A 12,211-nucleotide genomic window follows, 5' to 3' on the forward strand; every position below is an offset into this window, starting at 1 on the left:
CGAGGGGATCGGGGCCGGCGGCTGCGGTGGGCGGTGCCGGGTGCTCGCCCTGGTAGCGAGGCCGGTGGTGGTCGGGGTGGTTCTCCAGGTGCTCGGCGGTCTGGTCGGGTGCGCGAGGGCGGCGCGCGGATCGGGCGGCGGTGCAGCTCGGCGGGCGGATTGTCGGCAGTGAGGCGAGCGGATCGGGGCCGGCGGGTGCGGTGGGCGGTGTCGGGTGCTCGCCCTGGTAGTGAGGCCGGCGGTGTCCGGGTGGTGCTCCAGGTGCTCGGCGGCCGGGGCGGATGCGCGAGGCCGGCGCGCGGATCGGGCGGCGGTGCAGCCCAGCGGGCGTGGTCGGCAGAGGGGCGAGCGGATCGGGGCCGGCGGTATCCGCGTGGTGCTCCAGGTGCTCGGCGGTCGGGTCGGTTGTGCAGCTCTGGGCTTGTTGATGCTTGTTGATTTGTGGTTATAATAACCATAACAAACCCCGTGGGCGATCAATGACAAGTCAAGAGGCCATTAGGATGATTCAGGCGGACGGCTGGTTTCTGGTCGGCGTCCGTGGAAGTCATCACCAGTTCAAGCACCCTACCAAGCCGGGTCGCGTGACGATCACGCATCCGCGCAAAGACCTTCCCCCAGGCACCTTGAACAGTATCCGCAAGCAAGCCGGCCTCAAGTGATCCAGGCCGACAGCGTTCAGACAGGAGAACCCCATGCTCTACCCTATTGCGATCGAACCCGGTGATGACTTGCGCGCTTTCGGCGTCGTCGTGCCGGACATTCCCGGCTGCTTCTCTGCAGGCGATACGCTTGACGAGGCCATCGCCAACGCGCGCGAGGCGATTGATTTTCATCTGGATGGCCTCGCTGAAGACAATGCGGAGATTCCCGTCGCCAGCAGCTTCGCCAAGCATCAAGCCAATCCGGAATACGCCGGCTGGATTTGGGCGGTGGTCGAGGTCGACGTGACGCGGTACTTGGGTAAGGCAGAGAAGATCAACATCACGTTGCCGGCATCGCTCATCCGTCGCATTGACGAGTTCGTTTCGCGTCATCCCGAGTACCGCAGCAGAAGCGGCTTTCTCGCCCAAAGCGCGCTTGACCGGATCACGCACGCATCCTGAGTTGCGCGCCCTAGTATCCCGCAGCGGGCGTTTTCGGACGCCACCAGACCGCACCGCGCCGAAGGGCGCGGGGACCCCCTGCGCGCGCTCGTTCCCCCGCCGCGCCCCCGCGCTTCGTGTGCAAAAATACAACACTTGTTGCGGAAACTCACCGCCTTTTGAGTCTTTGTGCTTGACGTGTTATCCACAGTTCTTTTTTGACTGCGGTCTGTTGCAGGTCGGTTGCATTACCGGCTGAAGGAGGCGCAAGGGGAGGCGGGCGGACGCTTCCAGCCTGCCAGGGTGGCGATATCTCAGCGATCAGGCTGGCAATCATCCGTGTGACCTTCCCACAGGCGCGGCACTCCGCGCGAATTTCGCGCGCGGTCGCGATCAGGGCGCGCGTTGTTCGAGTTAGCTGCACTTCTCCGTCACAGCATTGACTCGGTAAGCGGTCTGCAGCACGCACACGGCGGTAGTTGAACAGGTCGCCCGCGTTGATCGGCGCGAAGTCGCGATCCTCGTAGGGCGAAATTTCGGCCAGGAAAGACGCGCCGCAAAGCGGGTTGCTGCAGGCGACCACGGCGCGGCGTTGCCGCGCCGGTTCGGACCATCGCTCGGTGTGGCTCTTGAACATCTCCCCGCAGTGCGGACAGCGTAGGCCAAACATTGCGGCGTTCTCGATCAGAGGGGCTTGGCCTGGAGCGCGCGCAGCGCGGCGCTTGCCTCTTCCAGTTCGGCAATTCTGCGGCGCATGGCTGCCGCCATCGTGCCGTGTTTGTTGTCCCCAAACTCGCCTCGCTTGAACTTCTCGATGCGCTGCGCCCCAAATGGCGACACGTGGGTTTTCTGCTCCAGGTCGCGTTCTTCTCGGGTGTAGATGGGCACGCCCATGTCCGCGTAATAGCGCACGATTTCCCAGGCGTGCTTGCGGTCGACTTCGGTGCTCACCTTCGCAATCTTGCGATACTGGCTGAGAAGGTTTTCCACGTCGTGCTTGGCGTCGAGTGCGCCGGGGTCGCCAAGCGCCTCGGTCCATTCCACCTTGCCATCCACAAGAGACTTAGCCTTTCTCGGCCCAAGGGGCATGCGGCCCTCTGCGTTGTTGCGGAAATACTCGCCGGCCGCGCACGCGTCGCGGATTTTCGTCAGGTGTTGTTCGATCTCGAAAATCTGGGTGCGGGGATCAGCGAGGCTGGCTTTGTGGTGCTCGATGCCTTGCTCGATGGCCTCAAGAACCAGACGGCGGCCGATCTCGCGCAGCTTCCGCCACTCTTCGGCCAGTGTTTCGGCTTCGTGCTGAAGATGGGCCTTGAGTGCCGGAAGCTCTTCGGCGGTGATGTCGAACTCGCACGCGTGAGACATGATGCGGCGCTCTTCTTCGTCCAGGCGGCGGCGCTCCGCGTCGGTCAGCTCGGATTTGCCCCGTGTCCAGGCTGCGATGACGGCTGCCGCTCGCGCCTTGGCGACATCTTCGGCCGCTGCTTGTGCGGCCTCGATCTGCGCGGCCGCCTGGATGGACTTGGTAGCCGCCTTGTCGTGCTTGGCTTGCCGCTTGCGCAACGCATCCAGCGCCACAATGAATTCGCTCAGATTGGAAAGGCCGGGGGCATCCTGGTGTTCGGTGCGCTCTGCAGTTGCTTGCATGGCTTGGTCTCCTGTGGTGGGTCGATCAGCAGTCGGTCAGAAGGGTGCCGGCTGCGTCGGGCTTGATGCTGCCGGCGGCGTTGCTCAGGTTGGCGATGGTCAGGCGGCTGTCGCGCATCGTCGTTGCGGTGGTGCCGGGACGGGCATTCGTGCGCAGCGCAATCGCGGCGCGCACTTCCGCGGCTCGGCCTTCCAGGTCGGAAAGCTCGCGTTGCAGCTCGGGCAGGGTGGCGTTATGGGGGTCCATTTCAGGCTCCTGTGGGTGGCGGTGGGGTGGGTGGTGCTGCGGATGGGCCACCCCTGCCCGCTTGCGCGGCATCCGGAATGGCCTGTTCGCCTGCCCACGGCAAGGCGGCCGGGGCTTCGGGCGTACAGTTGTTGACACGAGTCCAAGCTCCGCCGGCTGCGCCGGCTGCGCGGCCTTCGGCCTTGCCGGGGGTGCGCCAGGTCGCGCTCCGCGGGTGCGCGCTGGTTTCGCGCAAGCCGTCACGCTCGCGCGTGCTGCGGGTGGTCCAGCGGAATCGGCGGGACAAGATCGCCACGCCGGTTTCGGCGTCGCACACACCGAAAATCGCGGGGGCGGACGCCTCGCCGTATTGGTTGGTTGCGGGTGAGGTCTCGCCCGTGTCGGGATCAAGCCTGAATCCTTCGGGGGTGCGTGCGAGCGTGACGGCAAGGTCTTTGCGCGCGACAGTCGGTCCCCCTTGCACTTCCAGGTAACGCGCCCAGTTGCCCGCGTCGGCAGCGCTTCGCGCGGCCTTGATGACTTCGGGGTGGTCGTCGCTCGGCTCGATTCGGCGCAGCTCACGCCAAGGCGTAACGGGTGCTCCGCCGATCTGCTGGAACTGCCGCAGGCCATGTGCTGCGGCCCATGCCTTGACACGTTCGGCTGCACTGCGGCCGCTGTTACCGTAGTGGTCGCCGTCTTCGATGTGTTCGCCGTCGATGGCCTTGGAGACGTATTTGGCGATGTAGCCCGCGGCGGTCCCGCGGGTGTAGTCGATGGCGACGAACTTCACCCGGTTCTTGCGTGCGCCGGCCTCGTCGGGGTCGTGCTGCTCCAGGAAGTAGCGGGCGATGATGTCGCGCAGCGTGCTCTCCTGGTCCGGCGGGACGAACAGCAGCAAATGCCAGTGCGGGCAGCCGTCGTGATGCGGCTCGGCTACGCGGAAACCAAAGGGGCGGATGTGGCGGCGGTGCAGGGCTGCTCGGCACTTTGCCCATGCGGTGACAAGGTGATGCTGCGCTTCGCGAGGCGTTGATCCATCGTGCTTTGGGTTGGTGCGGCCGTTCTCGAGCACGGCATGAAACCGGCTGGGGCAGGTGATCGTGATGAACACTGCGGCATAGTCCAGGCTTCGCGCGAGGCTTTCAAAGCCGGACATGCGCGTCATCAGCTCGGCATGCTTGATCTTCGGGTTAGATACCGACGTGGCGGCAAGATCGGCCACGGTGGCTAAGAATCCGTGCTGATTCTCAAGCTCAATGCTTTCCAGCGTCAGGGCATTGCGGCGAGTCTGTGCGCGGCGGCGCTTAACGGTTTCGTCGCTGCAGTAGCACTGCCGATTGCGATGGACGAGGCCCAGCTCGATGGCGATCTCTTCAACCAGCGCGCCCTGCGCGCGGCGTACTTTCCGCCTCCACCAACCCTCGTCTGTCATGCGGCGGATTGCGGGCATGTCGGCGATGTTCTCGGCAGGCGGGATGATGCCGCGCGCTAGGCAGCGTTGCGCCATGCGAGATCGCAGCGTGCCGGAGTCGTGGCTGCGGGCGGCAAGCGCCCATGTTGCCTTCGCTTCGGCGGCGGCGATCTCACGGATATCGGCGTCGGTGGCGGTCGGGTCGATCCATGCATCAGCGGCGCGCTTGGTGACGCGGGCCAGCATGATGTTGGCGTTGCGCAATGCCTCGGACTGGCGACCCGTGCCGGCCGGGATCGCCAGCGCGTGGGCATAGTCGGCGACGAAGCGCTTGCGGATGGGGTCGGCAAAGCCGCGCGGCAGCGGCGCGACCTTAAGTTCCAGGAAGACGGCGGCGTCGTGGTCAAGCATCCGCTTTGCCCTCGGACAACAGCAGCTTGGCGCGGTCGGCGGCGCGTGCCAGCGCGCAGCGGATGGCCGTCTGCGCTGTTGGCTCCACCATCTGCCAGTCGAGGCAGGCCACTCGGCGCGAGTCGGTCGGCCCCAGTCCTGCAGCCCTTGCCCAGAACAGGCGCTCGCGGCGCTGCATGTCGTGGTTCCAGGCTCGCCCAAGTGGCGAGCGCTCGCCCCCGGCGGCTGCGCGCAAGCGCTCCAGGTGGGCGGCGATCTGGTCGCGCGTGGGCAAGGTGGCAGGTTGCTGCATCGCCGTGACGACTCAGGCGCGGGCGATCACGTCAGGCCACAAGACGCGGCGGTTTGCAAGCTTCAGCGGGCGCACGCCGAAGTAGTGCCCCGTCTTGCTCAGTCGGACGCGCAGACTTTGCGCCTTGATGCCGTGGCGGGCGGCGAACTCCGCCGTTGTCAGCGTGAAGGCGGCGGCGTCGGTGGTGGGGAGGGCGGGTGCTTCAGGGGTGGGGCAGGTGGTTTGCATGTTCGTCGCCTGTTGGTGATGGCGAGAACATCTTCGGTGGACGGAAAGTGGACGGTCAAATCCGTCCACTTCCGTCCACTTATCCGTCCACCTGAACCCAGCAATGGCGCGGCTTTCAGAGGCGCGGTGGACGGAAAGTGGACGGATAGGTGGACGGCCGTCCACCCATCCGTCCACCTCAGGCGGGCTTACTTCACCGTCTTTGTGCTTGGCTCAGGAGGGCTCCCCACGGCCGCTTGGCGTTGGCGTCCCGCCTCTTGATTCGGTCCCGAAGGGTAGAGCGCGGGATGCGGTACTTTTCCGCCACCTGCCGCGCCGCTTCGTTCTTGCCAGAGCCTCCGGCAAGCAGGGCATCGTATTCGCGCAGGGCTTCGTCCCTGGTGTCGCTCGGAGCGGTGGCGGGCGCTGCGTTCTCGTCCGGCGCCTGCCCGGACGCTGCCTTTGGGCGGCGGCCTATCCGCTTTGGCGCCTCAAGGTCGGGGGGCGCCTCTTTCGCGGGCACGTTCGGAACTTGGTCTGAAGGTGGCGCCAGCTCGCCGGCCAGCTCGGTAACTTGCTCTGGAATTGGCGCTGACTCCCCGGCCAGCTCGCGCACCGGGTTCAGCCCGATGGCCTGCACCAGCGCGCGCGCATCGGCCAGGGTTGTGGTCAGGGCTTGCGGCGGGCGGATCGCCTCGATGTCGTTGCACCAAGCGAGCACCGCGGGGTCGTCGTTGTAGGCGACGGGAATGCCAGTGACGGCACGGACGGGTAGCGCTCCCGTCCGGATTCGGTCCTTGACGATCTGCAGCGCGCTGCGGTGGTTGCGGCTGATCGCTTCCGCTAGCTCGTGCGCGTCGGGATGAAACGGCAGGTCGTGCGGGTAGTCGTTGGCCGTGACTTCCGCGGCGATCAGCGACACCAGAGACAAGACCGCGCAGTCCCCGCGCTTGTCGGCGAGAAATTCGTACTGCATGTCCACAGGTGGCGCCTCTCTGGTCCGCAGCATTCTCCATGCAAGTGCGCGGATGTTTTCGCGGTGATTGGCTATGGCCAATGAAAGCGCCCGGCGGCCCTCTTGTCGAATCTCTTCAACGGCCTGATCCGTGACGGTGCCTGCCGTCTTCAGATCGGCGATCTTCCGCCACGCCTCTACGTCTGGGGCTCTCAGAAACTCATAGGGGTTGCGGTAGCCGCCAAGCGGGGCGGGCTTCGGTGGATTGGTGTTTTCCATGCGGGGCGCTCCATCGCGGTCCTTCGTTTGGGTGCCGCGCCGGCCAGGTGAAGGAGCACCCGGTTTTCCCCCCGTCGAGGTAGGCGCGGCATGCTCGGTCAGGCGTGCGCCGGGTGGTTCCGGTCTGCCTTGGTGACGGCCAGTCGCAGGCCGGTGGCGCTGAGCACGGCAAGAAGCGTCTTCAGGGTGGGGTTTCCTTTGCCGCTGAGGCTCTTGTAGAGGCTCTCGCGGGGAAGCCCGGCACGCTCGGCGATCGCGGCCATGCCTTGCGCTTCCGCGATGTGTCGCAGCGCCTGCAGGAACGCTTCTTGCCCTCCAGGCTCGTCGATGGCGGCGAGGCTTTCGGCTAGATACTCGTCTGCAAAGCCGGGATCGTCGCGCAGCAGTTCAACGACGGTTTCATCATGGGGTCTGGATGCTTTCGTCATCGCGTGTTTCTCCTTTTCCAGTCCTTCAGGTAGGCCGTGGCGGTTTCTATGTCGGCGTGTTGTCGTCGCTTGTCACCACCGATCAGCAGCAGCACGACGGTCTTTCCGGTCTTGGCGTAATAGACCCGGTAGCCCGGACCGTGATCGATCCGAAGTTCCCATACGCTGCCCTCCAGCGGCTTGCAGTCCCCGAAGTTGCCCGCGCTCATGCGTGCGAGGCGGGCAACGATTCTGGCGCGCGCCGTGCGATCTGCCAGGGCGGACAGCCATTCCTTGAGGGGGATGCGGCCGTCCTCGGTCTCGTAGTCGCGTAGCTCGATCATTGATGTAGATTATAGATTACAAAAAGGCGATGGCGTTCACGTTGTCGAGTGCACGGCGACGGGCGTTGCTTGCCTCTCGTTGGGCTGCTCGATGCCGGCCTGTTCCAGAATCCATGCTTCGATCTTGGTGTGCCACATGCGCAGGAGGTCTAGCGGGCGGACGCGGTAGTGCTTTTCTGCGGTCGCGCTGGGCTTGTGACCCATGATCTGCGCGACGATCCCGGCGGGCGTCTCGGTCCATTCGGCCAGACTGCCGAAGCTGCGGCGTAGGCCGTGTAGCGTGAGGTGGTCGATACCGGCGGCGGTGCAGGCGCGCTTATGCGTCGTGCCGGGATTTACACGCTTGCCTGATGGCGAGCGAGTCGAAGGAAAAACCCAGGGCGATGACTTCGGGCTGGTGCGGCTGCGGGTGCGCGGCTCGGGGGTGAGTGCGACCACGTTGCTTGGGCGTTCGTTGATGGCTTTCAGCGACAGCAGCAGCTCGCGAACGTAGGGCGTCAAAGGGATGGTGCGTTCGCCTTCCACCTTGTCTCGAATAGTCATGCTGTTCCATACAAGATCCACGTCTTCCCACTTGAGGCCAGCCAGCTCACCAGATCGCGCACCGGTCAGCAGCAGCGCCTGGAAGTAGGCAGCGGCGATGGGATTGCGTACCGCGCGAACCGCTGCGAACCATACGGGTAATTGCTCGCGCAGCAGGGCGTCTTGACGGGCCTTCTTCTTCGGCAGCTCTTGCCGCACCGCGCGTGAGTCGCACGCTCCTGGCTGCACCATGTCCTTGTAGTCCGGGTGTTCGGCGCACCAGTTGAGAAACGTTCGCAGGATGGCGAAGGCAAAGCGGGCCCGCGTCGGGCGGATCGTGGCTTCGGTCTTCAACCATGCTTGCACCGTTGCTGCGTCGATCTGTTGCAGCGGGCGCGCGAGGATGGGGCGCAGGATGCCGGGAATGGTCTCGCCTTGCCTGCCATACCGGCGCGGCTCTCCGCCGGCCTGTGCGGCCTGCTCATGCTGTAGGGCGTAAGTTTCGCTCCACTGATGCCGGCGGCTGGCGATATACTCCGCCCACGCTTCAAGGGCGGGGGCTTGACGCGCTCGGGTGCGTTCGTTCTTCTCCGCCGTTTCGGCGATTATTTCGCGCTGCACTTCGCGCGGATCGTGTCCCTGGTCGATCAGCATTTGCAGCCGGCGCGCTTCGCGCCGCGCGTCGTCGATGCCCCAGGCGCGCACGTCGCCGATTGTGGTCCGGATGGTGCGACCGTCCTTCAGCTTGGCTTGAAAGATGAACGCCTTGGTGCTCTTGGTTGCGCGTACTCCGAGTCCTGGTGTTTTCGTATCGCGGAGAAAAGCCTGTGCCTTCTCGTCGGGGCAGGCAAATTTGAAGATGCCGTGCGCAGTGAGGTTGACGCGGGTCATGGTCTGCTCCTGAGCGTGTACCCGATGTGTACGCGGTTTTCGTGCTGTATAGATCAACAAAAATATACAACGAGAATCGCGTAAGTTGTTGCTTTATGTGGAGTTATTGATGTTTTTCTTGCTGGTTGTAGTCGTCAATTAACGCCGATCAACATCAGGAAAATCGCGTTTCAGCAGAATCATGGACCTCATCGATGTCTCGCAAAACGAACCGGCCACTGCGCCCGCCCTTGAAGAAGAAGTCTGAAGCGATCGAGGTTCTCGATCGCGACCCCCGTGCGCCGCGCACGGACCGCCAGGAGGTGCACGCTGCCCGCGATACGGGCGAGTGGTCCGAGGACGGCGTGCCGTCCCGCCGGCGCGACGCCCGTGGGGGCGGACGGTCGCAGGATGCGCCGAGCGCGCCGCGACCCGCTCAGGCCAGGGGGCAGGGCGGCAGGACCGGAGGGCGCGGTGCGCCGCCCGATCCGGTCGAGCCCGAGCGCCTGCAGAAGGTTCTGGCTCAGGCGGGCGTTGCCTCGCGCCGCGAGATCGAGGAATGGGTGGTCGCGGGTCGGATCACGGTCAATGGCGAGCCGGCTGCGCTTGGCCAGAAGATTGGTCCGGGGGACCGCGTGAAGGTCAATGGCCGACTGGTGCCGCTGCGCTTCAACCAGCGTTCGCCCCGGGTTCTGATCTATCACAAACCGGAGGGCGAGATCGTCTCGCGCGAGGACCCCGAAGGGCGCCCGACCGTGTTCGAGCGCCTCCCGCTGCTGCGCAAGGGGCGCTGGCTGGCGGTGGGGCGGCTGGATTTCAATACGTCCGGGCTGCTGCTGTTCACGAATGACGGCGAACTTGCCAACAAGCTGATGCATCCGCGTTACGCGCTCGAGCGCGAATACGCCGTACGGGTGCTCGGTGCCTTGAGCGAGGAGCAGGCGAAGTCCCTGATCGACGGGATTCAGCTCGAGGATGGTCCAGCAAAGTTCAATGTGCTGCGTGACGAGGGCGGAGAGGGCGCGAACCACTGGTACAGGGTGACGATTTCGGAAGGGCGTAACCGTGAAGTGCGGCGCATGTTCGAAGCCGTGGGCCTCACCGTGAGCCGGCTCATGCGCGTGCGCTACGGGAGCGTAGAGTTGCCTGCGCGCCTCAAGCGCGGCATGTGGATGGAGATGCCCGAGGCCGAGGCCTGCGCGCTCGCGGGTCTGCCACCGCCGCAGCAGAGCCGGCAGCGGGACGAGCGCGCGAAGCGCCCGGTCAAGATGCATCGCACGCAGGTGCGTGCCCCCTCGAAGCCGCGCTGAACCCGCGCAGCGGCGGCGCGAGGCCGCAGAGCCCGTCCCACGCGAGGCGTGGTCGCTACGGCAGCTTCGGCTGCCGGTGGCGCACCATGCTTTGCGTGTTTGCTCGTGCACGTCCTTTCGCTGTATACTCTCGCGGCTTTGATGGATGGCTTCCTGTTTGCGCCCTCTTGCCGCGCGACAGCTTCTGTATGCCATCCGGTTGTGCCAGCGGTTTTTTCCGGCAGGAGCAATGGTTTGATGGGCGTTTCGCCCATTTTTTATTTGTGGCGCCAGCAGGGCGCGGCATGAGGGACGGACGGAATACATGCGTGCAGATGTCGAGCAGCTGATCGAACAGGTGGTGACGGGGCTGGGGTATGAACTCGTGGATGTCGAGTTCTCGCCCAAAGGCCGGTTGCTGCGCGTGTTCCTCGACGTCGAGCGCGGGATCACCGTGGATGACTGCGCCACGGTGAGCAATCAGCTGCAGCACGTGTTCGAGGTCGAGAACGTCGATTACGACCGCCTCGAGGTGTCGTCGCCGGGGCTGGATCGCCCGCTGAAGAAACTGGCCGACTTCGAACGTTTTGCCGGCGAGCAGGCCCAGGTGCGCCTTTCCCTGCCGATCGGCAACCAACGCAATTTCGTCGGCGTGATCGAGCGGGTGCAGGACGGCGCGGTGGCGCTGCGCACCGAGAAGGGCGAAGTCCTGCTGCCCTTCGAAGACATCGAGAAAGCACGCCTGGTACCCCAATTTTGAGACTGTGGATGTGGAGGTTTTACTGAAATGAGCCGCGAGATTCTGCTGCTTGTCGATGCCTTGGCGCGCGAGAAGAACGTCGCCAAGGAGATCGTTTTTTCCGCGCTCGAAACCGCCTTGGCCTCTGCGACCAAGAAGCGCATCCACGACGACGCTGACGTGGTGGTGTCGATCGATCGCGATTCCGGTGATTACACCTCCAAGCGCCGCTGGCTGGTGATGCTCGACGAGGAGGTCACCAACGACGAGGGCGAGATGGGCATCATCGACGCCCGTGAGCTGCGTGCCGACATCGAACTCGGCGACTACATCGAGGAAGAGCTCGAGCCCATCGACTTCGGGCGCATTGGTGCCCAGGCCGCAAAGCAGGTCATCCTGCAGAAGATCCGCGACGCCGAGCGCGAGCAGGTGCTCAACGACTTCCTCGACCGCAAGGAATTTCTCGTCTCCGGCTCGATCAAGCGCATGGAACGCGGCAACGCGATCATCGAGGTCGGCCGTATGGAGGCCGTGCTGCCGCGCGATCAGCAGATCCCGCGCGAGAACCTGCGTGTGGGCGACCGCGTCAAGGCCTTCCTGCTGCGCATCGACCGCGGCGCCCGCGGCCCGCAGCTGGTGCTGTCGCGTACCGCGCCCGAATTCCTGATGAAGCTCTTCGAGCTCGAGGTCCCCGAGATCGAGGACGGACTGCTCGAGCTCAAGGCCTGCGCCCGCGATCCCGGCCTGCGTGCCAAGATCGCAGTCAAGTCGAACGATCAGCGCATCGATCCGATCGGTACCTGCGTCGGACTCCGGGGCTCCCGCGTCACCGCGGTGCGCAACGAGATCGGCGGCGAGCAGATCGACATCATCGTGTGGTCGGCCGATCCGGCCCAGTTCGTGGTCGCCGCGCTGCAGCCCGCCGAGGTGGTTTCCATCGTCGTGGATGAAGACTCGCATGCGATGGATGTCGTGGTCGACGAGAACAACCTCGCGATCGCGATCGGCCGCAGCGGCCAGAACGTGAAGCTCGCCTCCGAGCTGACCGGCTGGACGATCAATCTGATGAGCGAGCAGGAATCGGCCGAGAAGACCGCGCAAGAGCAGCAGGGCCTGCGTGCGTTGTTCATGGAAAAGCTGGATGTGGACGAAGAAGTCGCCGACATCCTGATCGAGGAAGGCTTCTCCTCGCTCGAGGAAGTGGCGTACGTGCCGCTGGCCGAGATGCTGGAGATCGAGGCCTTCGACGAGGATACGGTCAACGAGCTGCGCAACCGTGCGCGCAATGTGCTGCTGACCGAAGCGATCGTCACCGAGGAGCAGATCGAGAAGGTCTCCGATGATCTGCTCAACCTCGACGGCATGGAGAAATCCCTTGCCGCAACGCTGGCCCAGCAGGGCATTCGTACCCGTGACGACCTGGCCGACCTTGCGGTCGACGAGCTGGTCGAGATGGCCGGGATCGACGAAGAAAGAGCCAAGGCGCTGATTTCCGTTGCGCGCGCCCATTGGTTCGAAGAATGA

15 protein-coding genes are annotated in these 12,211 nt (G+C 64.8%); 5 read left to right on the forward strand and 10 right to left on the reverse strand.

Annotated elements, in window-relative coordinates:
* The first annotated feature begins 479 nt into the window (after positions 1-479).
* Positions 480-662, forward strand: a complete 183-nt coding sequence (locus ACPT9U_RS08330; RefSeq protein ID WP_435750561.1) for a type II toxin-antitoxin system HicA family toxin — start codon at positions 480-482, stop codon at positions 660-662.
* 33 nt (positions 663-695) lie between these two features.
* Positions 696-1,106: a type II toxin-antitoxin system HicB family antitoxin gene (locus ACPT9U_RS08335; RefSeq protein WP_435750562.1), complete on the forward strand. Its 411-nt coding sequence runs from the start codon at positions 696-698 to the stop codon at positions 1,104-1,106.
* Between the two features lie 148 nt (positions 1,107-1,254).
* On the opposite strand, the gene ACPT9U_RS08340 is transcribed toward ACPT9U_RS08335, so the two are convergent.
* The 10 genes from ACPT9U_RS08340 to ACPT9U_RS08385 all read right to left on the reverse strand — a co-directional run bounded on the left by ACPT9U_RS08340 (position 1,255) and on the right by ACPT9U_RS08385 (position 8,680).
* Complete coding sequence (locus tag ACPT9U_RS08340) at positions 1,255-1,722, reverse strand: hypothetical protein (RefSeq protein ID WP_435750563.1); 468 nt, start codon at positions 1,720-1,722, stop codon at positions 1,255-1,257.
* A 47-nt stretch (positions 1,723-1,769) separates the two neighbouring features.
* Positions 1,770-2,663, reverse strand: coding sequence for a hypothetical protein (locus ACPT9U_RS08345; protein ID WP_435750564.1), 894 nt, complete (start codon positions 2,661-2,663; stop codon positions 1,770-1,772).
* Between the two features lie 94 nt (positions 2,664-2,757).
* Positions 2,758-2,979 (reverse strand): hypothetical protein, encoded by a 222-nt coding sequence (locus ACPT9U_RS08350; protein WP_435750566.1) that lies wholly within the window; start codon positions 2,977-2,979, stop codon positions 2,758-2,760.
* A gap of 1 nt (position 2,980) precedes the next feature.
* The gene (locus ACPT9U_RS08355) at positions 2,981-4,783 is read right to left on the reverse strand and encodes a replication endonuclease (RefSeq protein WP_435750567.1); all 1,803 of its coding nucleotides are present in this window, start codon (positions 4,781-4,783) and stop codon (positions 2,981-2,983) included.
* A complete protein-coding gene (locus tag ACPT9U_RS08360) occupies positions 4,776-5,075 on the reverse strand; it encodes a hypothetical protein (protein WP_435750568.1) in 300 nt (99 codons plus the stop codon). Before ACPT9U_RS08360 ends, ACPT9U_RS08355 begins: the two co-directional genes overlap by 8 nt.
* 12 nt (positions 5,076-5,087) lie before the next feature.
* Positions 5,088-5,303: a hypothetical protein gene (locus ACPT9U_RS08365; protein WP_435750569.1), complete on the reverse strand. Its 216-nt coding sequence runs from the start codon at positions 5,301-5,303 to the stop codon at positions 5,088-5,090.
* A gap of 193 nt (positions 5,304-5,496) precedes the next feature.
* Positions 5,497-6,516 (reverse strand): hypothetical protein, encoded by a 1,020-nt coding sequence (locus ACPT9U_RS08370; RefSeq protein WP_435750570.1) that lies wholly within the window; start codon positions 6,514-6,516, stop codon positions 5,497-5,499.
* A gap of 98 nt (positions 6,517-6,614) precedes the next feature.
* Positions 6,615-6,944, reverse strand: a complete 330-nt coding sequence (locus tag ACPT9U_RS08375) for an addiction module antidote protein (RefSeq protein ID WP_435750571.1) — start codon at positions 6,942-6,944, stop codon at positions 6,615-6,617.
* Entirely contained in the window at positions 6,941-7,267 is a 327-nt protein-coding gene (locus ACPT9U_RS08380; RefSeq protein ID WP_435750572.1) for a type II toxin-antitoxin system RelE/ParE family toxin, read from the reverse strand. The genes ACPT9U_RS08375 and ACPT9U_RS08380 overlap by 4 nt, the downstream gene beginning before the upstream one ends.
* A 36-nt stretch (positions 7,268-7,303) precedes the next feature.
* The gene (locus tag ACPT9U_RS08385) at positions 7,304-8,680 is read right to left on the reverse strand and encodes a tyrosine-type recombinase/integrase (protein WP_435750573.1); all 1,377 of its coding nucleotides are present in this window, start codon (positions 8,678-8,680) and stop codon (positions 7,304-7,306) included.
* Between the two features lie 194 nt (positions 8,681-8,874).
* On the opposite strand from ACPT9U_RS08385, the gene rluB reads away from it, so the two are divergent.
* From rluB to nusA, 3 genes are all read left to right on the forward strand, one after another.
* Positions 8,875-9,969, forward strand: a complete 1,095-nt coding sequence (gene rluB, locus ACPT9U_RS08390; RefSeq protein ID WP_435750574.1) for a 23S rRNA pseudouridine(2605) synthase RluB — start codon at positions 8,875-8,877, stop codon at positions 9,967-9,969.
* A gap of 304 nt (positions 9,970-10,273) precedes the next feature.
* Positions 10,274-10,708: a ribosome maturation factor RimP gene (gene rimP, locus ACPT9U_RS08395; protein ID WP_435750575.1), complete on the forward strand. Its 435-nt coding sequence runs from the start codon at positions 10,274-10,276 to the stop codon at positions 10,706-10,708.
* A 27-nt stretch (positions 10,709-10,735) separates the two neighbouring features.
* Positions 10,736-12,211, forward strand: coding sequence for a transcription termination factor NusA (gene nusA, locus ACPT9U_RS08400; protein ID WP_435750576.1), 1,476 nt, complete (start codon positions 10,736-10,738; stop codon positions 12,209-12,211).

The sequence above is a fragment of the Thauera sp. AutoDN2 genome (assembly GCF_051280715.1).
In the GTDB taxonomy this organism is placed as follows: domain Bacteria; phylum Pseudomonadota; class Gammaproteobacteria; order Burkholderiales; family Rhodocyclaceae; genus Thauera.